Here is a 25600-nt window from a genome sequence, read left to right as displayed (position 1 = left end):
ATCTATATATGAGAGGAGGCCATATGATGGATATCAGACAGCTAAGCTACTTTCTAGAAGTTGCGGCGCATGGAAGTTTCTCAAAGGCGAGCCAAGCGATTCATCTGTCTCAACCAACGATCAGCAAAATGGTCAAAAACCTGGAAAGCGAGCTGGGGGTTGAGCTGTTTAACCGTTCGACACGCAAAGTGATGCTGACGGAAGCAGGGAAAGTGGTGCAGCTTCATGCGCAAGCGGTTATAAACGCTACTGAAAATCTTCAAGCAGCAGTAGCCGATCTAACTCAGCTTAAAGCCGGGAGCTTCACTTTGGGGCTTCCGCCGATTATCGGAGCGAGTTTCTTCCCCAGAGTCATAACGGAGTTCCGTAAAAGGCATCAGGGAGTTACGATTCAACTCGTTGAGGAGGGAGGGAAGCGGATAGAGCAGCTTCTGCTAGAGAACAGCATCGATTTGGGAGTTGTCGTCTTGCCAGTGGATGCGACTCAATTCGAGATCGTTCCGATCGTAAATCGGCATTTGAAGCTCATTGTACCGATCGGACACCCTTTGTCGCTCAGAAATAAAGTGCGTTTGTTCGAATTGCGCGAAGAGTCTTTCATCCTCTTCCGTCAGGAATTCAATCTTCACGATCGAGTGAAAGATGCTTGTATCCGTGAGGGATTCGAACCGCAAGTCGCGTACGAGAGCAGTCAGTGGGATTTCATCTACGAATTGATTTGCGCCAATCAAGGGATTTCGTTGCTTCCGGAAACGATCTGCGACAAGTTCGATCCCCGTATGGTATGTGTCATCAGTGATATCGAGCCAAACATTCATTGGGATTTGGGCATTATATGGAAAAAAGACGGCTACTTATCTCATGCAGCCAGAGGCTGGATAGAGTATGCGGAGCAAGTATTTTGAGGCATGTGCTATAAGGTGGATAAAAGATAGTAGAAGTGGACAAAAGCAACTTCAGATCAAGCAGGAGAATGCCTTATGATCAGAGTAGAACAACCTCGACAAGAATGGATCGGAGTTGAGAGATTTGAGTATTCTAAAAAATCCTAATATATTTCTGCGTATATTATTCCTCTTTCTGATTGTTATATTGCCCATCTATATTTTGGTGTTCACGATTAATCATACAAGCGGCTCAATACTTCGTAATGAAATTGCAAGTTCTATGGAATCACGAGTCAGTTCTTATTCGGAATTGATTGATTCCGAAATCAATCATATCGCTCAGTTGAAAACGGATTATCTGGCCGATGAAGATTTGCAGAAGCTGAGCACCGTCTCGATTGCTTTAACGCAATATGAGCGGCTTGCCGCGATTAAACGATTGTCCAATAAGCTGTTTATGTTCAAGGAGTCGAGTCGATTTATAGAAGATGTTCAAATTTACATCCCTAATATTCAAAAAACAATTCGAGCTTCCAGTTATTCCAAACCCATGGAGGAAGACGAAATGAAGATGATCCGTGAAACGAATGTCAATAGAAGTCCCCGAATTGTTGTGTGGAGAGAACAATTAATTCTCGCTTTGTATGATCCCCCGTACTCCGGAGCAAGATCGAATTTTTATATTAAAATCATTTTGTCCCCCGAACGAATGAAGCAGACCCTGGTGCAAATTACGGCAAAAGAAGATGGAAAGTACTTTCTGATCGATAATTCCAACACTTGGATGTTATCCAATACTTCAAGCGGCGTGGAGTTAGCTGCGGATTTTCAAGATGCTTTGGATGGAAATACTTTTCTTCATGGCAGCGGAATTAATAATATGCCATTGGATGCTCAATCTTATCTTGGTGCCTATCGTAGTTCTAAATATTTGGATACAACGCTGTTGGTAGCCGTGCCTGAACGACAGATTTTTAAAGTTCTTAATCGATTTACCTATTTATTCTGGTTTTTATCTATTGCAGCTATATTTGTTGTTCTATTTTTCTCTTATCGCATGTATCTCATAATCCATCGTCCTCTGCAGGTATTCGTTCGTGCATTGCGCAGAGTAGAAGATGGAGATCTGAATGTGGCGCTGCGACATGATAAGCACGATGAATTTCAGTATTTGTACAGACAGTTCAATGTGATGGTAAATCGGCTCAGAGAACTGATCCATGAAGTATATACGCAGCGCATATTGACCCAACAAGCAGAATTGAAGCAATTACAGTCTCAGATCAATCCTCATTTTTTGTACAATACCATATTTATGCTGCATCGAATGGCTGCATCCTATGGCTTGCCGGATGTGACTCGTTTCACAGATCTATTGGGGAAATATTTTTTGTTCCTGACACGAACCGGAGTCAGCGAGATTTATTTAGATGAAGAATGGAACCATGCGAATGTATACATAGAAATTCAGAAAATACGTTTTGCAGATCGTATACGCATAGAGTGGCCATCTCTTCCCGAGCCCTATCGGAAGATCAAAGTGCCTAGAATGATCATACAGCCGCTCATAGAGAATGCATACAAGTACGGGCTGGAGAAAAGAGGAAGCAATGCCGTCCTTCAAGTTGATATCGTCATAACGAAACAGGATTCTCTTCTGATATCGGTGGAGGATAATGGAAGCGAGTTGAGTGATACAACCTTAAATCACTTGAGAGGTTTGCTGGTTAAAGGAAAGAATGAACAAGAAATAACGGGGTTGATCAATGTTCATCGCAGGCTTCAGATCTATTTCGGTTTGCAATTTGGGTTGCAGGTTGAGAGGAGTGAGCTGGGGGGGCTGAAAGTAACGATCGATATTCCGAATAGAAGGGATGATGAAAGTGAATCGACTATTAATCGTGGATGATGAACCCATCATAGTGAATGGGTTGGTGGATTTATTCATGCAGCAAGATATGCAGCCGTTAGAAGTATATGGCGCTCATTCCGCAGCGGAGGCATTAAAGCTGCTTTCGCAAATACGAATGGACATCGTCATTACAGACATAGGAATGCCAGAAATGGATGGACTGGAGTTGCAAATGCGGATCAATCAAACATGGCCGCATTGTAAAGTTATTATCCTCACCGGGTTCAGTGATTTTCAATATATTCAAGATGCTTTGCGGAATCAAGGTATCGACTATGTGCTTAAGGGTGAGGGCGATGAAGTCATATTCAAGGCTGTGGAAAAGGCGATAGAGCTTAATAAAGAAGAAGTCAAGATGCAGGAGCTGATCGCTCAGGCGGGCAAACAGCTGCGTCTGACAATCCCATTGCTGCAAAAGGAGTTCCTGCAAAATATTCTGCAAGGCGATATATATTCGATCTCCAGACTGACTGAGCATTTCACTGAGCTGCAAATTCCGCTTCATGCAGACCAACCGGTCATGCTGGTGCTAGTAAGAGTTGACAGCTTTCGAGAGAATTACAGCATCTATGATCGCAACTTATTAGTCTACAGCATACAGAATGTAGCTCAAGAGTACTTGCAGTCCTCTCTCGCTTTGCTCTCGGTTGAACTGAACCATAGCAGAATGTTGTGGTTTATTCAACCCAAGATTTCCGCATCAAACCATATCGTTACATGGTCAGACAGCAAGAACTTCTTAATGGGAAGTCTGGAGCTCATTCAACAAACCTGCAAGGATTTATTGGGTACATCGCTTTCTTTCATCTTGCAAGAACAACCGACAACGTGGCCGAGGGTAAGCGACGTCTATGGGAAATGCACGCAATGGATGTCACGCGGACTTGGTTTGGGATCAGAGTTTCTATGGGTTTATCAGGATAAAGAAGAGAAAGCTTGCGAGCCCAAGCTAATATCGTTAAATGACAATCATCTTGGAAAACAGTTGGATCAGCTGAGGCTGTATCTTCAGAATGGACAAAAAGAAAACTTTGAAACGGTATTGTCCGATATTCTGCTTACAGGCTCCGACCATGCCAATGAACCTATGATCGAACAAGAAATCTATTATTCGCTCGTTCCGATATTTCTTTCTCACATGAATCGTTATTTTCCGGAAGAGATGGGCTATCATTCGAATATTAGCAAGCTGATATCTATGGAAGCGCATTCATCTTGGCGAGACATTGCCGACTTTTTCAAGGAGCTGTCGTCGGCTATATTTGCCGAAAAGAAAGTAGGAATGGAGCATGAGGAGAATGTTGTAATCAATAAGGTTCAGAAGTACATACAACATCATCTGGACGGAGATCTGTCGCTCGTGCGGATAGGAGATATCGTAGGGCATAATTCAAAGTATTTATCCCGGTTATACAAAAAAAGTACAGGAGAGGACCTGTCAAGCTATGTTAGCCGATCCAAGTTGGTGCATGCGCAAACCATGCTTCAAGAAACATCCATGAAAATTTATGAGATTTCAAGTGCTGTCGGATTTTTGTCTGAGCCGTATTTCTACCGATTTTTCCGCAAAGCAACAGGAATGACGCCTCAGGAATATAGGGAGATCCATTCAGTGGACAGAAGATAGGAAAAGTGGAAATCGGTGAGTAGTCTACATTTGAACCGTCTAACTATAATGAATGTTGTGAGGGGAATGAATTTAAAGCTTATATATGCGGGGAGGACTGCCCATGTCTGTAATGACAGTAACCGGTAAGGTAGATAAGGATAAGCTCGGCTGGGTACTGCCTCACGAGCATGCTTTTATTGATTTACGCAATCTTGTGCCGTCTCCGCAAAGTATCTCGGCCAAGACAATGGCTCAAGAAAAAGTAAGTTTGACTAATTTGGGTCACTTGTCTCGCAATCCGTATGCTGTGCTGGATAATGCCGTGATCGATGACGAGAAGGTTGTCAGGGATGAGCTCCTGGCCTTAAAAAAAGCGGGAGGAGGCACATTGGTTGATCTGACCCTTCGCGATATCGGGAGAGATCCGGTACTGCTTGCCGGCGTGTCTCGGGAGACGGGTATCCAAATTGTTGCTGGCTGCGGTTATTATATCCATGCTTCTCACCCTCCGGAAATGGATGCGAAAACAATCGAGGATATTGCAGAAGAAATGCTGGCGGAGATCAAATACGGGATGGAAGGGACGAGTATTAGAGCGGGAGTTATTGGTGAAATCGGCACGAGCGAAATCATCTATCCCAATGAGAAAAAGTCGTTGATGGCAGCGGGTTTAGTTCAGCGGGAAACGGGATTGGGACTGCATGTGCATACCTATTTGTGGGGCGAAACGGGGCATGAGGTCATCCGAATTCTTAAGGAGCAAGGTGCCTCAACTGAAAAAATTTGCATTAACCACATTGATGTTGATTTGCGGATGGATTATTTGAGAGCGTTGCTTCAGCAAGGGGTATATATCGAGTTTGATAATTTCGGCAAGGAGTTTTATGCCGACAAAAGACACAGAAGCATACTGCAAGGCTTGTTCGCCAGAGATATTGAGCGTGTAAAAGTGATCAAGCAGTTAATAGATGAAGGCTATGTGTCGCAAATACTGGTATCAAACGATGTCTGTCTGAAAACCTGTTTGCATCAGTATGGAGGTTGGGGGTTCGACCATATACTGACGAACATTGTGCCGATGATGGAAGACGAAGGGATAACACAAGAACAAATCAGGATGATTATGTGCGACAATCCAGCCACATTTCTGGACAATCCATTCGATTAAGGAGGGAAGAAAATGCAGATTATCGATTGCAGTTGCTCCATTGGATACAAAACGATTAATTATGAGGTCGTCAATCATGAACATTTGCTTGTTCGTGAAAAGGTGAAACAAGTGCGTGACGCGGAGGAAATGCTCGTTGCGATGGACTATTGTGGCGTTGACCGTGCAATCGTTGGTCACAATACGATGGCGGATGTCGATCCGGATTATGGAAACCGAGCAGTGATTGCAGAAACGGTTAAATCGCCGGAACGATTAATTCCTACATGGACCATCCTGCCTTCTATTACGGAAGAACAGTACGCACCGGAACATTTATTCCCGGCGATGAGAGCCAGCGGCGTGAAATTGCTGAGGGCCTATCCGGAACGGAACCGATATTTGTTGAATCGCGTTGTTATGGGTGACCTTCTGCAAGAACTCGCTGCTGCTCAAATTCCACTGTACTTGTCGTCTAGCGAGGGATGGGAAGGAATATACCAAGTGTTGCAGGAATACCCGGATCTTACGGTTATTCTTTATAACTACGGCTTGTGGAGCCATTCTAGGCTGACATTTCCATTGCTCAAAACTTACAAAAACTTTTATATCGAGACCGGAGATATGCAGACCGCCGGAGAGATCAGGGAAATATGCAATAAATTCGGTTCGGAACGTTTGCTCTTCGGTTCTGAATTTCCGAGCAATGGGATAGGCGGTCCGCTAGCGACACTATTCGGATCGGGCATTGCAACGGAGCATTTGGAGAACATCGCTTATCGTAATGCGGAAAGAATGCTGAGCGAGGTGAAATTATGAGTTTGCACACAATGACCAGTAAATCGCTTCTGGCGAAAGAATTTTTTGAAACGGGCCGCTTGAGCAGCATTTCAATCATTGATATGCATACACATATGGGTGCTTTTTACGGCACTTATTTGCCTGAAGCGAAATTGGAAATGATGATTAACGCGATGGACAGACAAAATATCGAGTGGATTATCTCGGCACCGCATAGTGCCTTGTTTGATCCAATACGCGGCAACTCGGATATCCGCGCTGCTATGCGCGAATATCCCGGAAAGATTTATGGCTATTATGCGGTGAATCCGCATTATGATCATGATCTAGATCGTGATCTGGAACAATTTGATAGCTTCGAAGGTTTTCTGGGGTTCAAAGTTCTTCCAGACTATCACAAATATCCGCTTAACGGGGAGAAGTATCGCAAAATATATGAATTTGCGAACGAACGTGGTTTATTGCTCCTTTCGCATACTTGGGGACATAGTCCATATAATCCACCGCAGATGATTGCAGAGCTGTCGCGTGAATATGAGAATATTCAATTCCTTCTGGGTCATTCGGCGCCCGGGGAAACGGATTATGCGATTGCACTTGCCAAGGAACGCTCTAACGTTTACTTGGAATTGTGCGATACCGGACGTCTTAATGGGGTTGTCTTGAAGATGGTGCAGGAAGCCTCTTCTGAGAAGGTGCTGTTTGGAACCGATTTCCCTTGGTATGACCCCCATTATATGCTGGGCAGCGTGCTCTTATCGGGCATTAGCGATCAAGATATCGAGAATATTATCCATCATAACGCAGCTCGCTTGCTCGCGGGCATTCAGGCACAAAAACAACTTAGGAAAGGTTTGAAGCGTAGATGTCAGATATCATAGAGTCGTTTGAAACGGCTAAAGGCAATACATTCGGAGACTTATTGACGTTAAGAGAGAAGACCGGCTCATTGAAGGTCGGTTTGCTCACGCTTGGATTCTTCGAGTACTGGCGAATGTTCCCTGAAACCATGAGAGCCAACGTAAATGAGGATATGACTTGCGTCTATACCCATTTATGCGAAGTTCTGGATCATGATGCGGTTATCTGGCCGGGTTTAATTGATACGCTTGATGCGGCTGATAAAGCTGGCAAGAAGCTGGCCGATGAAAGAGTCGATATAATCGTATATGTTGCAGGCACCTATTGCCCGGATTATATGGCCATCCAGGCGCTGGAGCATATTCGTCATGTTCCGGTTATCCTGTTCAATACGCAATCCAGCAATAAAATAAATTTGCAAACCAACTATGAAAACATTCTAAGAAATTCCGCTTTAATCGCCAGTCTGCAATTGGCAGCCACATTCAGAAAGATGGGATGGTACCCGGACTTAAAGGTTGTTGTTGGTTCAATTCACGATACAGAAGGCTACGGAGAAATAAAGAAGTATATACGGGCATACAAGGTTTATCAGCAACTTAAGAATACGAATATCGGTGTTATCGGTCATGTATTCAGAGGCATGTACGATTTCGAATACGACAAGACGATGATCAAGGGGACGCTCGGGCCCAATATAATTGCTATTCAGGTCGACCATTTGCTTGATCAGTTCAGTCAAGCTGACGATGAAGAAATTAAAATGATCGAAGCAGCAACGAAGAGCAGGTTTAATATCGTGGGACTAAGCGATAACGATGTCTACCAATCATCAAGATTTTACGTAGCTCTTCGGAGAACGCTTGAGCGATTCCGGTTGGATGCGCTTACACTGCTCGGTCAGCATTATGTGGAACAGAAAACGGGAACGACCTCATACTTGGCCAATACCATGATACATGAGGAAGGCAAGTATATCGTGAATACCGAGGGAGATGTACATGGTCTGATCATCATGACCATCATGAATGAACTCAGCGGACAAATGCCGACTTATGCCGAGTGGGGCGAATATGATGAGGAGCTGAATGCCCTGCTCATGGTTCATCATGGTTATGCGAACACCAATTATGCAACCGACAGAAACACGGTTAAGGTGAACCGTTCACCTGAACAATGGGGATTGCAGGGAGCGGGATTTGGTTTCGAATATACAATCAAGCCAGGAGAAGTGACGATTAGTCATCTGATTATTGATGCAGAAGGTTATAAGATGCTTATTGTAAAAGGCGAGGCCTTGCATATTCCAACTAACATTCCTTGTGAGGAAATTACAGGCGTTGTAAAGTTTGATACTCCAATCAAGCCATTTTTGACTACGCTTATCAAGGAAGGATTTGCTCATCACTGTATTATTGCATACGGCGACCTTACGGAGGAACTTTCGATGATTGCCGATTTTATGGGAATAAGAAAAGTGATCTATTAAAGTTTGGAATTGAGGAGGAGATTCATTTGATTAAGATTCCCATTGAGGAATATATTGCTAGAATTGAAAGCTTGAGAGAACTTATGAGAGATCAAGATTTGCAAGCATGCTTGGTTTATGGCGACGAGTACAGGAAGGAAAACCTGCGTTATATTGGAAACTACTGGCCGTTATTCGAACGAGGGGCGGTAATTGTTCCGCTCAGCGGAGATCCCATTATTTTAGCTGCGCCAGAAGGGGAAATGTTTTGTCGTGAAATGAGCGCTTGGTCGGATGTTCGACTGTTACCCGAATTTAATTGCGTAACTGTACCCGACAATATTGAGTATCCGCTCGCTCATTATACGAGCTTGATCGCAATTTGCAAGCAACTGCAGGAAAGCCTTTCACTCCACAAACTGGGTGTGGCGGGTATTGATGCGATTCCTGTGCCGTTAATGAAGATCATCGAGTCCAGTTTTGCAGGGATTGAAATCGTAGATGCAGCTGATTTGTTATTCAAGCTGAGGATGAACAAGTCTGCGAACGAGATTGCTTGCCTGCAGGAGGCAGCCAGAATTGCCGATGCAGGCTATAAGTTAATGATCGAACGGGTAAGGCCGGGGATGACGGAACTGGAACTGGCCTCACTGGCTTATGGTGAATGTACACGTCAAGGAGCGGAACATATGCCGTTCTGTCTGATTACCAGCGGCGATCGGGTAAAGACGATTATCGGGCGGCCTTCGAGCAAAGTGATTGAAGAGGGAGACATGATCCTGGCCGCTATAGCCGTACAGGTCGAGGGGTATATAGCAACCGTGAACTTTCCGTTTGTTGCCGGGACGATGACGGAAGAGCAGAAGGCATTCATCGATGTTCTCGTTGAAGCGGAGGAAACCGGGCTTGCCCGGATTAAAGGCGGCGCCAAGCAGAGCGATGTGGTACGCGCTGTTAAAGACTGTTTTAAGAAGCATGGGATGACGCAGTATGATTTATACCCGCCGCTCCACGGTTGTGGCCTGGCGGAAGCCGAATCCCCGTACCCGGACGAGAATTCTGTCGCGATATTCACTGCGGGTATGACCGTGAATACGGATGTCAGTTTATTCGGCCATCCTCATGGCTCCAACCGGATTGAAGAAAGCCTTCTGGTCACCAATAACGGTTATGAATCGATGTCGAAGCTAGTCAGACATCTCAGCAAGACATGGAGAACCACGAGGGAAATATCGGTGAACTGAGGAGGAAGAGGGTATGAACAAAGAAGGCGCCCGGAACTGGTATGTAATTGATGGATATTTGCCGTATAAGGGGAAAATGGAGCAGGATTTGTTTGAAGGCCATGAAGCTATTATGATACTGAATTGTCACGATACAGATGCCCATATTTTCATGGATATTTTCTATGAAGATCGAGAGCCTGACCAAGACATCAAGCTTAACGTAAGTGCCAGAAGGGTAAAGTGCATTCGGATGGATCATCCTGAAGAAATTGGCGGAATTGCACTGGGTAGACAAGTCCAATATTCCCTTCGTTTCCGCAGCGATATCGAAGTCATCATTCAGTATGGCAGAATGGATATTGCCCAGCCCAATCTGGCGTATATAGGAATGATGGGATATTCGGAGTAATTTGGTACAAGGGAATGTAAAGATGGGAGTTTGCCGCTTATTTGGATGAATACAATCCTGATTCTAGCGTTCAAATTCCTTTCTTTGCGTTCTCTATTATTATCGGTTTTTTGCATGGGTTATACGAAATATAAGGTAGTGGACAGAAGATATTAAAGGTGGAAATTAGCAAGTGGTTAGCTGTAATACGCGCTTGTATAATTTGAAACATATCAAGGATATTTCCTTTGATAAATCCAATTCCAAAGGGGCATAAAGCATGAAGAGAAAAAGGATCGTTATTACATCAATCATATTTGTGTTATGCGTGATGGCGCTGTCTGCTTGTTCGAACGACAAAAATGGGAACAAAGGCAGCGAAGCGACATCGTCGCCAGCTCCGTCGGAAACGCCCGAACAAACGGTTGTGATTGATCCTTTAGGCAAATATGATGCACCTATTTCGATGACTACGGTAAGACGAATTGATGCAAGCATGAAATTGCCAAGCGGACAAACCTATGAAAAAAACGTGTGGAGCGATGCGATTCTTGAAGAACTCGGAATTGACATTAAAGTGCAATGGAGTGCGGACATTGGCCAATATGACAGCAAACTGAATGTGACGATGGCTTCCGGGGATTTGCCTGATTTAATGCGCGTCAACGGTCAACAACTGCAACAACTGGTCGAAACGGATAGTATTGCAGATTTAACTGAAATATTCGATCAATACGCTTCGGAAGAAACGAAAAAGCAGTTTGCAGTCGGAGACGGGATTGCGCTTGAGCAGTCGTCGGTTGGAGGAAAGTTATATGCTCTGCCTAATACGGCATCCGCGATCGGCGGAGCAGGCGGCCCGCTCATCTGGGTTCGGGCGGACTGGATGAAGAAATTAAATCTGCCAGAGCCTAAAACAATAGATGATTTTATTCATATAGCAAAGGCGTTTACAAATGATGATCCGGATGGCAATAGCGCTAAGGATACGTATGGTTTCACATTCGACAATACTGTGAAAAACAGTGCATTATCAGCTTCTGGTTTTTTTAATAGCTTTCATGCTTATCCGGGGTTGTGGATTGAGGACAACAATGGCGGACTTGTGTATGGCAGTACGCAACCGGAAGCCAAAGAAGCCCTTCTAGCGTTGCAACAGCTGTACGCTGAAGGGATTATTGATCCCGAATTTACTGTCAAAGATGCAGCCAAAACAATCGAGATGATCGCTTCAGGAAAAGTAGGAATGATCAATAGCGCACATTTCTTCGGCCAGTTAGGTCCGCATCAATTAAAAGATAATGATCCAAATGCCGAATGGGTTCCATACCCGCTGCCGTCTATTAATGATGAACCCGCTAAGGTTGGCTTGAATGCGCCAGTTCTTGAATATTTTGTGGTCAGAAAAGGTTACGAGCACCCGGAAGCTATCGTCAAATTATTCAACTATGTCTTTGAAAAAACGGTAGGTAAAGCTGCCGGCAAGGAGACATATGATCGTTTCATGTATGATCCGGAGGATGGCAGCATTCAATTATGGAAACTGGCGCCCGTATTTTCGAATGACGCAACAGATCTTCCGTTTCAACAGTTTATAGATGCCGTTGACGCCAATGATGAGAGTTTGGCTGCGGATCCAACAGCAAAATTGCTTTGGGATAATCGTTTGAAAGCGATTAATAACGAAGGCAGCGTATATGGTTGGTCTTTGTATTATCCGGCTTGGAAAATCTTTTTCGATATTATGGATAAAGGCTTATTCGTAAACGACGGTTTCTATGGCGGCAATACGCCGTCCATGACGGATAAATCGGCTACCTTGGCAACGATGGAAAACGAAGTATTTACAAAAATCATTATGGGCGCAGTTTCAATTGATGAGTTTGATAAATTCGTTAAAGATTGGAAAGCTCTGGGTGGAGATCAGATTACTAAAGAAGTGAATGAGTGGAAGCAAAATCAATAACAACGAGCATTGATTGCGTGCATTTTTAAAGTATAGCAAGGGCGAAACATCCTTTCGCCCTTGTCTATGACGAAGGGGGTTAAATATGCGATATAGTAACTGGGCGAGAGAATTGCCCCTTCATGTGATGATTATCCCAGCACTTATTATTCTAATCGTATTTGCCTATATACCGATGACGGGCGTAGTTATTGCTTTTCAAAAGTTTTATCCTGCTTTGGGAATAACAGGTTCGAAGTGGGTTGGCTGGGATAACTTCGAATTTATGTTCAAATTGCCGAATACGGTTCAAGTTTTATGGAATACGGTTATCATTGCGGTGATGAAAATTATTGTAGGAATTGTGCTGCCCTTGATTGTTTCTATATTGTTGAACGAAGTCAATCACAAGCTTACCCGCGCAGGCATCCAAACCCTTATTTATTTACCGCATTTTTTATCTTGGGTTGTGCTGGCGGGCATTCTGATTGACATTCTATCAATGAAGGGGATTGTGAACCAATTTCTTCAATTCGCCTTTGGTGTAGATCCTATCTTTTTCTTGGGAGACAATAACTGGTTTCGTTTCGTCGTGGTTGTATCCGATGCATGGAAGGAATTTGGATTCAGCACGATTGTTTACCTTGCTGCCATTGTAGGGATAGATCCCGCTCTGTATGAATCGGCCAAAGCAGATGGAGCGAATCGATGGAAGCAAACATGGCATGTCACCCTTCCGGGAATGATGCCCATTATTGTTCTGCTTACAACATTAAGTATGGGGAATATACTGAATGCCGGTTTTGATCAAATCTTTAATCTTTATAGTCCTGTCGTTTATGAGACGGGAGATATCATTGATACACTGGTTTATCGAACCGGTTTGGTGGAGATGAGCTTTGGTGTTTCGACAGCTGTAGGGCTGCTTAAATCCTTTGTTTCATTAATATTAATATCGCTTTCGTACTGGTGTGCCTATCGATTCGCAAATTATCGCATCTTCTAAGTTTGGAGGAAACAACATTGAATGCTTATGCGGGACAATTGGAAAAAGTCGTAACTGTGGTTATATATGTGTTGTTAATTGGGCTCGCTGTTTCATGCGTCTTGCCGTTGATTCATGTGTTGGCTATTTCTCTCAGCAGCGCTTCTGCGGCCGATGCGGGAAGGGTTACGTTCTGGCCGATTGATTTTACTTTTCAATCCTATCAATATGTCATTGGAAAACAACAATTTCTCGACTCCATGTTTATTTCCGTGAAGAGAATCGTACTGGGAGTATCGCTTAGTATGTTGCTGACCCTATTAGCGGCATATCCATTGTCCAAAGAAAAAAACAGCTTTCGATTTCGAACCGTTTATGTATGGGTATTCGTGTTTACGATTCTCTTTCACGGGGGTCTTATTCCTTGGTATATGACGATCCGGTCTGTAGGCATGTTGGATTCGATATGGGCTTTGGTTATTCCTGGAGCGGTTCCGGTATTTAATGTCGTTCTTTTGCTTAATTTTTTCCGTAATTTACCCAGGGAAATTGAAGAAGCAGCATTTGTTGACGGCGCCAATCATTGGGTTATTCTATTCAAACTGTTCTTGCCGCTCTCAGCCCCTGCGCTTGCGACGCTTACGCTATTTAGCATTGTAGGGCATTGGAATGCATGGTTTGACGGACTCATTTTAATGAATAGTCCAGACAATTATCCCTTAACCAGCTATTTGCAGACCGTTGTCATAGGCAGGGAACTTAGTCAATTATCACCGCAGGATGCGATATTGATGTCCAGCATTTCAGATAAGACATCCAAATCGGCACAAATATTTGCCGCGTGCCTCCCGGTTCTGCTCATCTATCCTTTTCTTCAAAGATACTTTATTAAAGGTATCGTATTGGGAAGCGTGAAAGGGTAAATCTATTAACGAAATTAGGAGTGATTGGCTACAGACTATGAATGATCAAAATGAACTAAGATGGATTTCTCCTGCGGATTGTCCTCTTATAGTATCGGGATTTGCATGGTGGAAAGAGGAGCGCAGCTTTCGGCGTCTTCCTGCGGCAGCCCATGGAACGATTCGCGGCGTGCTCGACGAGCTGGCGAACCATACTGCCGGGGGGCAGATAAGATTTCAAACGAATGCGGCTAAACTGGTTGTCAAAGTGAAGCTGTTTGGAACTAATCCTTATGATCATATGCCGTCAACCGGGGTTAATGGATTTGATTGTTATTTTGGTCCTCCGGGTTCTCAGCATTATTTTGGAACTACGCGTTTCCCTTACGATGCAGAGCAATACGAGAGCATATTGTTCGAATCGCTTGAACCGGAGCTTCGCTATATTACACTTAATTTTCCGCTTTATCAAGGTGTGCATGAGTTGCAAATCGGTTTGAACCCAGATTCAGCAATCGGCAATTTCCCGCCGTATGATAATGAAGGCAAGATCATTATATATGGTACATCGATTACTCAAGGAGGATGCGCCTCACGACCCGGTATGGCTTATACTAACATTTTGAGCCGGAAGATTAATATGGAATTTATTAATTTAGGTTTCTCGGGAAACGGAAAGGGCGATTCAAGAATAGCTGAGCTCATTAGCGAGATTGAACGCCCAGAATGTCTTGTGCTTGATTACGATGCCAATTGCGATAATCTTGATGAATTGGCTAAAACGATGCCTGAGTTTATACGAATAATCCGTAGCCGTCATCCCGTGCTGCCGATTCTCGTTATATCGCGGATTCCATTCGGATTTGAACATGCTCAAGCACGATCCTATCAAGATAGAATAGAAAGAATGACCTTCCAACGAAAGCTTGTTAAAGAACGTAAAGAAAACGGAGATGACTTTATTTTCTTTTGCAACGGTGCCGAGTTAATTGGAGAATTGTGGAACGGATGTACGGTGGATGGAGTTCACCCTTCCGATTTGGGTTTTTGGCAGCTTGCGAATGGATTGGCTCCAATCTTGAAAAACATATTGTCTGGGGAGTGAATGTTGTGGAGAAGCTCAAGAACGGAAAGGTTTTCATCTGGATGCAATTGCTAGGTTTCGATAGAGAGGACTCCGATCGAGGGGCTGCGAGGTTTTTAGACCAGACCGGTTTTCTTCCCGATGGCGCTTGTGCGCTGCTGTTCCACCCTGATTTCGTCAATCAGTACAAGGGTATGGACGAGGAATATGAACTTCCCGCCGATAATTGTGCTTATTACGGCATCCCGCGCAATGCGGAACGTGAAAGGCAGCCTTGGACGAATCACAACCTTCGGGACCTATCCTTCAACTTATCTGACAGTGGAACCGGCATGTACGCAGGCATTATGGGGGTGTCCATCGGCAATTCCTTCCACCAAGAATGGATTTGTGACCATCCAGAATTGCAGTTTCATACAAGGGGCGGTGAACGACGCGGGTTATTCGCGCTCAAACGCTTTAAAAACGGTACATACTACGAGGATTTTTTCGTAGAGCAGCTTTGTCGTACGTTGGTTGATTACGGATTTAAGGGAATTCATCTTGCGGACGGGTTTAGCCCAAGCGGAAACATCTACCATGGCGACTACTCGACCGACATGGTTACGCAGTTCATTGACCATACGGGGCTGATTCTGCCTGATGGTATTGCTGCGGCGCTTGGGAATGACGAAGCGGATGTAGAAGACGCCCGCGCAGACTGGATTTGGAAAAATGTCCGTGCAGAGTGGATTGAATTCATGTGCTGGCGATGGGAAGGTTTCTTTGAAAAAATATGCGCGCGTGTTCACGCTATCGGACGTGAAGTGATGGTACTTGGCATGTACTGTACGGATCCATTCGAAACGAAGTATTGTCTTGGAACGGATTTGGCACGCATCATGAATGCTGGCGTCGATTATCTCACTGCCAATATTTTGCCGACCAGTTGTTTTATCGCATCTCCGTGGGATACGCAAGATTACTATTTCCACCGTTATATGGCTATTGCTCCTATTACTGCAGCACATATTCGACAAGGCCATCTGGTTTCGATGGTTGGTCTGCAGGATGCATCTGAGGAATGGGACATGATGAAGCATGTGCCTTGCCTGCACGAACGAGACCTTTATACCATGATGGCATACCAGCTTGCAGAGAAAGGCGGTTCGCGGCGTGCCCTTGAAGGCTATTTCCTGTGTCTAGGCGACGGAATCAAACGCGCCGATTGGGATTGGGAACGAGAACGCATGGAAATTGCCTTCTCCGCGGATGTCGATCGAACACTCTCGCCTACGATGCTTTGGTCCGACCATGCTTATGAGAACATGCTGACCGAATACATCCATACACGTCGCTGGACACCCTTCAAGCTGTTCTACGAGCTCGCGAAGGCCGGAACTCATTGCGGTGCTTGCGTTCGTTCGGAAGATCTCGATTCATTTACCGGTACATTGCTGGTACCTGATTTTGATATGCTGTCACTTGAAGAACAGCGCAAGGTAGCCGCATACGATCGTGGAGCGGTTGTATGTACGGCTCGTACAGGCTTCGAGCCGGCTGATTACGGGATCCAAGAAACGATTCTGTTCTCGGACCGCTACAGCAATCGGCCGTTGACTGTGTTCGCCTTCGGCGCATCGCCGGATGAGGATACCCGTGCGGCAATCGAAGCTCTGTTAAATCAAGATGACGGAAAGCCGAATATGGAAGGCGATCCCGCTGACGCGCCTGATTTCCCTTATACGCTTGTCGACACATTGCCATTCGTCAAGGTAACTACAGGCTTCCGCGACGCGCTTGCACGGCTCCTTCTTCATATTGGCGACTGTCCGTTAACCTGTGATAAACCTTTTTTGGCGTACCGGCTGAAGGACGGCACATGCCGAATCTACTTATTCAATGACAATGACGTTCATTACCGACGGGCTTTTGTTACGATGAAGCAGCCTGTCGCGGATACACGCACGGTCTCCAGCTTTCCTATTCTGCCAGTCCGTTACAAGGATGCGGCATCAGGCGGGCTTACCCACCAATACGTTAGCGGTTCAATCTATAAGCAAAGCTTTGAGGTCAAGCTTCAACCCGGCGGAGTTACCCTCATCGATGTGTATCCCGAAGCTACGAAATCCGTATAAGGCCTTTACAATGAACGCTGCAGCCGCTCGTATCCCTATCGGGAAACGAGCGGTTTTTTCAACTTATAGGAAAGTATAAAATTCGTGTTTATACGCTCTGATATTTCATTCGCGAATCAGTAGCCAAAAGATAGTAAAGTGGAAATCGGAAAGTGGTTACCCATTCAAGGGTGAACGTATAATTAAGCTCGTCAGAACAATATATCTTCTAACAATTTAAATGGGAGGGATTGTAATGAGATTGGTCAAAATGGTATGCGCGTTGGTTCTCTGCCTGACATTGTTGCCCGTATACGGTATAGGAAGCGTGAACGTGCACGCAGCAACAGAGTCTGATCTGCCTGTCGCAGTCGCGGACTCACTGAGTGTTGAACCGCTGAATCGCGCATCCGGCACCCAGATTGCAGGGAGCAATGTTGAAGCGGGAGGCGTGCAATGGACGGCTAGTCCATCGCTCGTATATTTCGAGGATGAGAATGAAAGCTATGTGACTAGCAGCAGCGCTGAAATGCTTGCCAATGCAAGCGTGCCCTTTCGGTCGGTTGGAGATTTAGCAAGCATTGAAGCGGAAATTAAGCCGTCAGGGGTGAATGATTGGGTAGGGCTTGGACTGCTGAAGGGGACTGGCCCGATCTGGCAGGATGGAGAGGTATGGATCTATGTCAATAAGAATGGGGAGTACCAGGCTTTCGTTAATGGGACCAAATATTTGGTGAAGTCCGGAGCGCTGCTTACCTTTGATGCAAACGGTTACACCAAAGTTAAGGTGCAGTTAAATTCAGCTGATGCTACGATTTCTATTTGGCTGAACGAAGAACTTGTTGTAGATCAGCATGACATCAGCGGGATTGAAGGATTCACTCCGAACATATCGCATGCGGGCTTTGTGCTCAGCGGTGCAACAGCATATGGACAACGAGTGAAAAATCTGATCGTTCGGGGGGAAACATTGGCTATCTCGGATACGTTGGCAATCAATGGCACGAATCGCACAGTTGGCGCTTCTCTCAAGGAAAAGGAGACGGAGTTCGACGGCCGAAAGTGGGAAGCCGGTCAGAATCTGGTGTTCGCTGGCGATGAAAGCGAAAGCTATATTACCAGTTCGGTTCGAGGCTCATCCACTGCCAGTGTCCCATTCAAGTCCGTAGGTCTGGTATCCAGCGTGGAGGCTGATATTTATCCGGCTGGCGTAGAGGACTGGATCGGGTTGGGGTTGAATAAAGGTACGGGCGCCATGTGGCTGGACGGCCAAATATGGATTTACTTGAACAAAAACGGTGAATACCAGGCCTTTTTGGACCGGACGCAATATTTGGTCAAAAATGGAGTGGCTCCAGGTTTTGATGCAAACGGCTATACTAGAGTGAAGGTCGAATATAATGCGTCAGAGCATACTGTAAGCATTTGGATGAATGGCCAGGTCATCGTGGATAAGCACGATGTTGGCCAGTTCGCAGGCTTCATTCCTGACATAAATTATGCGTCTTTCATGTTCAGCAATGCGACTGCGAATGGCCAGAGGATCAAAAACGTTGTAGTTAAGGGCGTAGCGGCGCCCATGGATCCTGAATATCCGGTCGATTTGGAGCCGTTCCCGCCAAGCGAATTTCCGATCGGGGTCTTCGAGGATGCGCTCCAGATAAGAGGCAATAAACAAAGATTCAAGGAAATCGTTGCAGACCTGCATAGCCATGGCTTGGACTCCATTATGATTACGAATGGCAATGTGGACGAAGACCACTTTATGTTTGAGGTAACGGATACATATGGTGTAGGCGTGCATTACGGACCGCATGCGAATACGTATGACTGGATGCACAGCGAGGCCGCTGATCCACAGCAATTCCAGCCTATTGCAGACAATATAATTAGTAAATTGAAAGATCATCCCAGCATCAAGAGTATTAACCTGTCGGATGAACCGTTTCCGGAGGCTTTGAACAATCATGTCGTCGCGACCGAATATTTTCATGAAAATGCCCCGGGGCTGAAAGTTTCCACTCCGCTCGTCGGTTTGGACCGGGTGGGTCCCATCTTCACTGCGGCTGGGCTGGATACCTTGCTTATTGACGTTTACCCTGCCGCGAAGCACAACCCGGTCGGCGACTTTACGTTAAATGCGTTCGGATATTCGGCATGGGATTTTGTCAGCTATGTCCGGAAAGTAGTAAAAGAAAAGCCTGAGGATACTCCTTTATGGATGATATTGCAAACGCATAAATTTGATTCAGGACGCTTCTCCACAAGGACTCCTGTTGTGGGCGAGCTAAGAATGCAGAACTGGATGGCTATAGGAGAAGGAGCTACGGGCATATTCTGGTTTATCTATGGCACACAGCAAAGCTGGCTCGGACTTGAGGACAGCCCTGAGCACTATGATGAAGTCAGTTCGTTAGCCAATCGCGTCCGACCATTGAAAGAGACTTTATTGAGTGCGAAGAAGGATGAGGATCGTTTTACAGTCGCGGGAACCGGCAACGCGCAGCCGTATGTCAGTACATTGGCGAAACGGGACGGAAGCAAGTCCTACGTAGTCGCTGTAAACACGGATGCCGAACATCCACAGGAACTGACGCTCAGCTCAGCTTACTACACAGGCAGTTTGAAGGACCTGGAAACGGGTGAAATTTATGAGATTGGAACTGCTGCAATCAGCTTCTTGCCGGGAGACGGCAAATTGTTCGAAGTAATCCCAACAACGACTAGAACCAGCCCAATTGTTCAATTGTTGACTCCTGATCAAGGAACGATTCTGTCGGAGAATGGTTCGCTTACGCTCCAAGCAAGCGCAACCGCCCCGCAAGGTATGGCCAAGGTCGAGTTTTGGGCGAATGGGAAGAGGATTGGAACAGATACATCTGATCCATACAAGCTGGAATGGAAAGGGTTGAAGGCCGGAAGCTACTCCATAACGGCAAAAGCAATCAGCAGTCAAGGGATTGCCGCCCAATCGCAACCCGTCCATATCATGGTTCTCGGCAACGGAAATAAAGTGCAGAATCCTTCTTTTGAGGAAGGTGAGGATAACGAAGGGATCCCTAAAGGATGGACGTTCCCGGCTGACGTTACTCCCGTTCTGGATACGAGTACTTCACGCTCCGGCGGGACATCCCTGCAAATAGCGGGGGCTTTCTCTGGTACCAGTACGAGACAAAGCGTAAATCTGGAGCCGTACAAGGAGTATGAATTGAGTACATGGGTCAAAACGGATCAGGTTAAGGGGACGGGCTTGTCCTTGCGTATGTCCGTAGAAGGAGCCGCAACTTATAGATATGAATCTGAACCGCTGTTCGGCACCAAAGGATGGACACGTCTCGTTACGCGCTTCATGACACCGGCCGTCGTGAATAATGGATGGATCGAGATTCTCCTGGACTCGGTATCTGCCTCTGGTACGGTATGGTTGGATGACGTTAGTCTTACTGCTACGGGCAGGGATATGCTTGTCGATGATCTTGCCGTGTACTGGACCTTCGATGAAGGAAGAAGAACGACCGCCTATGACTCGACTGCTCATGCCAGACATGGCAGCATTATAAGAACAGTTGATGGCGTTCCAACTAATGAGATTCCTTGGGTTCCCGCGTATTATTCCGGTAAAATCGGAAGTAATTCCATGTACCTGGACGGAGGCAATAATTATGTAGCCAATCAGGAGACCGGCGTGCTCGACGAACAGGGCTTCACGATCTCAACATGGTTAAAGCCTTATGAGAACGGGCGGCGCATGGTCATTTACTCTAATAAAAACGTCGTATTGGAGATCGATGAAGCAGGTGCGTTGCAGCTCAGAATGTTGTCAAACTCTTCGGAGGAAGGATGGACTACGGTAGCAGGCGGCCCCGTTTCCACAAATAGCTGGTCTCATGTCGCGGTTGTATATGATGCGGAAGCAGGAGCGGCATTATATATAAATGGTGATTTGGTGAGTGAACCTAATCATGCCGTATACCTCTCCCAGGGAGCCATAGGCACTGTACTCGGCACATCGCTGCAAGAAACCGAAGTCAACTTTCATGGCTATCTGGATGATTTCCGTATCTATCAGCGGAAGCTGGCTGTAAGTGAAATAACGCGTCTGATCTTGAATGCGGAATATGATGAGAACGCTGAAGAGCCTGGCAATGGCAATGGCAATGGCAATGGCGCAGGAAGCGGCAGTGGAACCGAAGGAGCGACAGTTACAATCGTGGACGGCATTGCGGTTGTTCGCATGAAAGACAGCCAGAAGTCGGTTTCAATACCGATAGGTCAGATTACTGGATACCCTTTGCAGGTTCAAACAGGAGAAGCACGGTTAAAGATTGAATCAGCTGAGTTGAACGCCTTGCTGGGCAGAGCGGACAATACGGCTGGTGCGACTTTGGAGATTGAGTTTGCGCCAGCCAGCGAGCAAATAATGAAGGAAGCTGCGGGCAAGAATCCGGATGATGCCATTCGCATCTTGAGTCCAGCCTATAACGTATCGGTCATGCTTGTTACGGCCGATGGCAAGAAGTTCAAGCTTGAACAAAATCTTGTTGGCGTAAGTTTGGAGCTCCCATTACTAGCAAGGGACATTGACAGTAAACTGACGGGTATTTACGAGTATGATACTTTGAATAAGAAATGGATTTATAATGGAGGGGGCGTGAATTCGGAAGCGGCACGAATCACTCTAAAGCTTAAACAAATAAGCCCGAATGTTTATGTGGCTATGGAATACACAAAGCATTATGCAGATATTTCGAATACGCATTGGGCCATGCAAGCCATTCAAACTTTGACAGCAAGGCAAGTCATCGATTGGGAGAACGGAAACCGTTTTAACCCTTCGGGCCAAATTACCCGCGCACAATTTGTGGCTATGCTGGTTCGCGGTTTGCAATTGGAGATTACGGAGGATGGGCAAACGGCATTTACCGATGTTGATGCGAATGCCTGGTATGCAGCCAGCATTAAAGCTGCTGTTGCAGCAGGGTTGGTAGCCGGGATTGACAAGGAGAAGTTTGCTCCCGAACGGTACATTAGTCGTGCGGAGATGGCTGTGCTTCTGTCCAGAGCGCTTGGCCTGGCGATTCATCCATCTGCAAGTACCGCATTCAGCGATTCGCAACAAATTCCTGCATGGGCAATCGGACATGTGTCTGCCTTGCATCAAGCCGGATACATTAAGGGAAAAGGGAACAACATGTTTATGCCTGAAGTGAAGGCGACGCGTGCGGAAGTGGCTATGATTCTGTTTCATATGCTGACATCGGAATCTAGTTCGAAGAAAATAGCGGAGCAATAATGGATTAGGGGCTGTTCCTGACTGCTGTTCGGGGACAGCCCCGATTACCGTTTTCTGAATCGTTGTAAGCGTCAAATCCTCCCCATCGAATATATGTTGTTTCAACAAGCTTTAGTAAAGACAGCCAGCCCGGACGTCAGGCTGGCTGTTCTGCTGCTGCCCTCGGCTGATCAGTTGTATCATTGGCCGGAGGAGTGTTGCGCATATTTAATAGTTGTTATTTGCCCTTTATTGCAAATTCATAGGTTCCGGATTCGATTCGCAGCTCCAGGCGTTCATTCACATAATCGATACCGCGGATGCCAGTCGCAAGTCCGGATACTGTACCGTTCGCCCAAATAACATGACGGGATTCCAGCAGTACGACATGACCGCATTCCTCTGGCTTGCATTCAAGCAACACAACCTTAGCTTTCATGGCTGTTGGGATGCGGATGGACAGCCGATACTCATTGGGAGACTCTTGCGTTCCTCGCTCCCACCCGACGGATAACCGGCCGAACGGCGTAGCGACAGAAGCCCGGGCATATGCGAGTCCCTCCGGCATATATGGCGCGATCTCGGCTTCCTCGAAGCCGGGAGCAGTCAAGCGTATACCGGCGATATATTCCTGCAGCATACGGGCTGGATATCCGTTCCAAGCATGGCAATGCGATTCAATATCATCCCAGCCCTCCCACATCGTAGTCGCTCCCTGTGCAATCATATACCCCCAGCCGGGATGCGTTTCCTTGCGAATCAGTTGATAAGCGATGTCGCCTCGCCCATTATCGAACAGCGAGCGCAGCAACGGAAGAGACAGTACGGTACGGCTCTCCCATGGGGAGTTCGCTAGATAATCGACTATGTGTTCCGTGTCGGCGGATGGAGCAAGACCGAGATGCACAGAGAGCGCGTTGACTCCTTGATGAATCTGATCGGTACCGAGACCGGAGAGGAATCGGCGAACTGTCGGGTCGTACAGCCGGCTGACAATGCTCTCCCGCAGTAGACGGGCTTCGGCCCTATAATACGCGGCATCCTGCTCCCGGCCGATCTGGCCTGCCATTTGCGACAGGATGTCGACTGCAAGATACAGCTTCATATTTTGCACCGTGTATGGCGCCGTATCGGTCCCTTGTTTATGCGGATTGGAGCCGTGATCGACTGAAGGGTACGGCCAATCGCTTATATGCCAACCTTTGTCGAGCGGGACAAGCCCGGATCCTTCGTCGCGAATGCCGAGATAGTAGTCGGCCATACGTTTGGCGGCATCGTAATACCGTACAATCAGGCGATCGTCGCCAGTATGCATATACAGCTTCCAGAGCAGAGAGCAGAAGTGCAGATCCCATTCGGGAATTTGCAGCTTGAAGTCGGGCTGGTCGTAATTTGTCGGATAGACGAATGGAAAAGTGCCGTCATCCAATTGCCCACCTGCAAAATCAGCTAGCACCTTTTCCAGCGCCGCCCTAGCATCGAAATTATAGAGCAGCGTCTCCGCCTGAAGATCGGAATCGGCGAGATATTGCGCTTGCTCGCGATGCGGACAATCGACGATCTGACCCAGCACATTGTTTTTCTGCGTGCGAATACAGGCAGCGTACAACCGGTTCAGGAACGAATCGGAACAATCGAATGAACCAAGCTCAGACATACCGGTATAGGCAAGCACCAACGACAGCTGCTCTCCGGGCTGTATAGCCGCGGGATAACCAGTTACTTCGATATATCGGAATGCCTTATAGGAGAAATCCGGTTGCCAGACCTCCAACTCGTCGCCGCGCATCGTGTATTGATCGTAATAATGATCGGATGTTTCGTTGCTTACATGATGTTTGACAAAGCCTTGCTCATCTAGATCTTCGGAGTAGCGCAGCCGGATGGTTGTTCCCGGGACGCCTGGCAATGTAATTCGCGGCCAGCCTGACAAGATGCGTCCGGCGTCGAACACTTGCCGAAGCGTTTCCGTCTTGTCGTCGTCGCCCGGTGTAAACGCCTGCCGGACAAGGGTCGGCGCAATAAACTCCGCTTCGGCGCCTTCTTGCATGCGTTGCCGCTTCATCGGCCAACGATGAGCCGGAATTCCTGATGGTGCGACTGGCAGACAGGATTCTGCGGCGAAGCCTCTCCGGTTCCAAGACGGATCCAGCCTGCGGGCATCATAATCTTCGATGGCTGATATGCGCCGGTTCTGCTGATAGGGAGTGCCGCATTGGTACGGAATTTCCTTGACCGTCTGCCAGGATTCGTCAGTTCTGAATGTATCGCTTGAGCCGTTTTCGTAGATCACTTCGAGTTGGAGGCGGAAGCCGGGCAAGCCGTCGACGCTGTTCTGGCCGCCTCCGCCCAAATAGTGGGCAATAGCTGAGAGACAGACTGTGTCTTGATGAAGCAATGATGAGATCTCATAGGCCGTATACAGCTTCCGATGCTCCGGATTGGTCGGGGCGGGGGAGCCGTAGCCGCCGATTCGAACACCATCGACGAACAAACGCATAGAATGATGGGCGGAAGCGAACAGCAGCGCCTGGCGGATCGGACCACGCAGCTCAATCTCTTTGCGGAAATAGGCGAAGTCGTTAATAAGATGCTCGCCCGGTTTCCAGATCCACTGCGCGCTCCAAGCTTCCGCCGTGCTAAGGCCAGTCAGGAAAGTCGAGGGCTCCGATGCGAGGACATCCCCTTTCTCGTTCTTTATCAGCACCTTCCACCAATAGCGGGAGCAGTCCTGCAACGCAGATCCGCCGAAGCGGGAATGGGTCAACCGACCGGCAGACATGCCGCTGTCCCAAACGTCAGATTGCCCAGGTTGAAGCCATTCCTGCTTTGTCGCGACTAGCAGTTGCGCGGCAACAGGCTGCGCCTCCTCTCGCGCATAATCCAGCTGCCAGGAAAATTGAAGATCGGTCATGTCTATGCCAATGGGGGTATGCTGTCCGTCGACCTGCAGGTTATGTAAGAGCGGCATGTTTGTCTCTCCTTTTCGATTGCTTCATGTTTCTTTTCAGCTATCG

16 protein-coding genes are annotated in these 25600 nt (G+C 46.7%); 15 read left to right on the top strand and 1 reads right to left on the bottom strand.

Annotation, left to right across the window (positions count from 1 at the left end; translation table 11 throughout):
- The first annotated feature begins 26 nt into the window (after positions 1-26).
- From V8F51_RS16920 to V8F51_RS16850, 15 genes are all read left to right on the top strand, one after another.
- On the top strand, positions 27-905 hold the full coding sequence (locus V8F51_RS16920; protein ID WP_337101464.1) for a LysR family transcriptional regulator: 879 nt from the start codon (positions 27-29) through the stop codon (positions 903-905).
- A 124-nt stretch (positions 906-1029) separates the two neighbouring features.
- A complete protein-coding gene (locus V8F51_RS16915) occupies positions 1030-2796 on the top strand; it encodes a sensor histidine kinase (RefSeq protein WP_337101463.1) in 1767 nt (588 codons plus the stop codon).
- Positions 2762-4426 (top strand): response regulator, encoded by a 1665-nt coding sequence (locus tag V8F51_RS16910; RefSeq protein ID WP_337101462.1) that lies wholly within the window; start codon positions 2762-2764, stop codon positions 4424-4426. Before V8F51_RS16915 ends, V8F51_RS16910 begins: the two co-directional genes overlap by 35 nt.
- Positions 4427-4529: 103 nt before the next feature.
- On the top strand, positions 4530-5576 hold the full coding sequence (locus V8F51_RS16905) for a phosphotriesterase family protein (RefSeq protein WP_337101461.1): 1047 nt from the start codon (positions 4530-4532) through the stop codon (positions 5574-5576).
- A 12-nt stretch (positions 5577-5588) separates the two neighbouring features.
- Complete coding sequence (locus V8F51_RS16900; RefSeq protein WP_337101460.1) at positions 5589-6374, top strand: amidohydrolase family protein; 786 nt, start codon at positions 5589-5591, stop codon at positions 6372-6374.
- Between the two features lie 11 nt (positions 6375-6385).
- Positions 6386-7237: an amidohydrolase family protein gene (locus tag V8F51_RS16895; RefSeq protein ID WP_337101459.1), complete on the top strand. Its 852-nt coding sequence runs from the start codon at positions 6386-6388 to the stop codon at positions 7235-7237.
- Complete coding sequence (locus V8F51_RS16890) at positions 7222-8706, top strand: hypothetical protein (RefSeq protein WP_337101458.1); 1485 nt, start codon at positions 7222-7224, stop codon at positions 8704-8706. The genes V8F51_RS16895 and V8F51_RS16890 overlap by 16 nt, the downstream gene beginning before the upstream one ends.
- A 26-nt stretch (positions 8707-8732) precedes the next feature.
- Positions 8733-9929, top strand: a complete 1197-nt coding sequence (locus tag V8F51_RS16885) for a M24 family metallopeptidase (protein ID WP_337101457.1) — start codon at positions 8733-8735, stop codon at positions 9927-9929.
- A 13-nt stretch (positions 9930-9942) separates the two neighbouring features.
- Positions 9943-10320, top strand: a complete 378-nt coding sequence (locus V8F51_RS16880; protein WP_337101456.1) for a sensory rhodopsin transducer — start codon at positions 9943-9945, stop codon at positions 10318-10320.
- Positions 10321-10579: 259 nt separating this feature from the next.
- A complete protein-coding gene (locus tag V8F51_RS16875) occupies positions 10580-12265 on the top strand; it encodes an extracellular solute-binding protein (protein ID WP_337101455.1) in 1686 nt (561 codons plus the stop codon).
- Positions 12266-12350: 85 nt separating this feature from the next.
- A complete protein-coding gene (locus V8F51_RS16870; protein WP_337101454.1) occupies positions 12351-13250 on the top strand; it encodes an ABC transporter permease in 900 nt (299 codons plus the stop codon).
- Between the two features lie 17 nt (positions 13251-13267).
- The gene (locus V8F51_RS16865) at positions 13268-14152 is read left to right on the top strand and encodes a carbohydrate ABC transporter permease (protein ID WP_337101453.1); all 885 of its coding nucleotides are present in this window, start codon (positions 13268-13270) and stop codon (positions 14150-14152) included.
- A 37-nt stretch (positions 14153-14189) separates the two neighbouring features.
- Positions 14190-15236 carry an SGNH/GDSL hydrolase family protein gene (locus V8F51_RS16860; protein WP_337101452.1) on the top strand — a complete coding sequence of 349 codons (1047 nt, stop codon included), beginning with the start codon at positions 14190-14192 and terminating at the stop codon, positions 15234-15236.
- A gap of 5 nt (positions 15237-15241) precedes the next feature.
- Entirely contained in the window at positions 15242-17332 is a 2091-nt protein-coding gene (locus V8F51_RS16855; protein ID WP_337101451.1) for a hypothetical protein, read from the top strand.
- 235 nt (positions 17333-17567) lie between these two features.
- Positions 17568-22604, top strand: a complete 5037-nt coding sequence (locus tag V8F51_RS16850; protein WP_337101450.1) for an S-layer homology domain-containing protein — start codon at positions 17568-17570, stop codon at positions 22602-22604.
- 217 nt (positions 22605-22821) lie between these two features.
- On the opposite strand, the gene V8F51_RS16845 is transcribed toward V8F51_RS16850, so the two are convergent.
- On the bottom strand, positions 22822-25554 hold the full coding sequence (locus V8F51_RS16845) for a family 78 glycoside hydrolase catalytic domain (protein WP_337101449.1): 2733 nt from the start codon (positions 25552-25554) through the stop codon (positions 22822-22824).
- Positions 25555-25600: the final 46 nt, after the last annotated feature.

This window comes from Paenibacillus sp. YIM B09110 (assembly GCF_037167145.1).
Lineage (GTDB): Bacteria > Bacillota > Bacilli > Paenibacillales > Paenibacillaceae > Pristimantibacillus.
Note: the sequence above shows the minus strand (reverse complement) of the source record. Positions and strands in the feature narration are given on the sequence as shown.